We start from the raw sequence: 662 nt of genomic DNA on the forward strand, positions 1-662 counted from the left end.
TGGCTAGCCATCCTGCCGGGGGTCGCGATCACCCTGACGGTGGTGGGCTTCAACTTTCTGGGCGATGGGTTGCGCGACGCGCTCGACCCACGCCTGCGCATGGACCCGTGACGAATGACAAAAAGGAGGCTCGCGACATGACGTTCCGCATCACCCGCCGCGGCGTGCTGGCTGGTTCCACCGGTTCGGCCGCGATGCTGGCCGCGCCCACCGTCTGGGGACAGTCGATCAACCGGGACCGCATCATCTTCGCGATGACGCAGGAACCCGTGCAGTTCAATCCGCTGCTCTACGTCAACGCTGGCACCGAGAACGTGCCGGAAGCCTGCCTCTTCGACGCGCTGTGGGACGTGAACGACAAGGGCGACTTCATCCCCAACCTCGCGGTCGAGGTTCCCTCGCGGCAGAATGGCGGCATCTCGGCCGACGGGCTGACCTGGACGGTGAAGCTCAAGCCCGGCGTGAAATGGTCCGACGGCCAGCCCTTCACCGCGAAGGACGTAGAGTTCACCTACCAGACCATCATGAACCCCGCCGTGGCCGTGCGCAGCCGTTCGGGCTTCGACCTGATCAAGGCCTTCCGCGTGAAGGATGACCTGACGGTCGAGATGGAGCTGTCGCGGCCCTTCCTGCCGTTCCTCTGGGCCTGGCAGAACATGCAC

General features: G+C 65.1%; 1 protein-coding gene and 1 pseudogene. Both read left to right on the forward strand.

What is annotated here, in order from left to right; genetic code table 11:
- Nucleotides 1-111: pseudogene (locus AC1DWF_RS35235) on the forward strand (peptide ABC transporter permease); the annotation flags it as partial.
- 26 nt (nucleotides 112-137) lie between these two features.
- Nucleotides 138-662 (forward strand): ABC transporter substrate-binding protein (locus AC1DWF_RS35240; RefSeq protein WP_476843107.1); only part of this gene is annotated, 525 nt, incomplete at its 3' end.

This window comes from Aminobacter sp. P4_D5 (assembly GCF_056401815.1).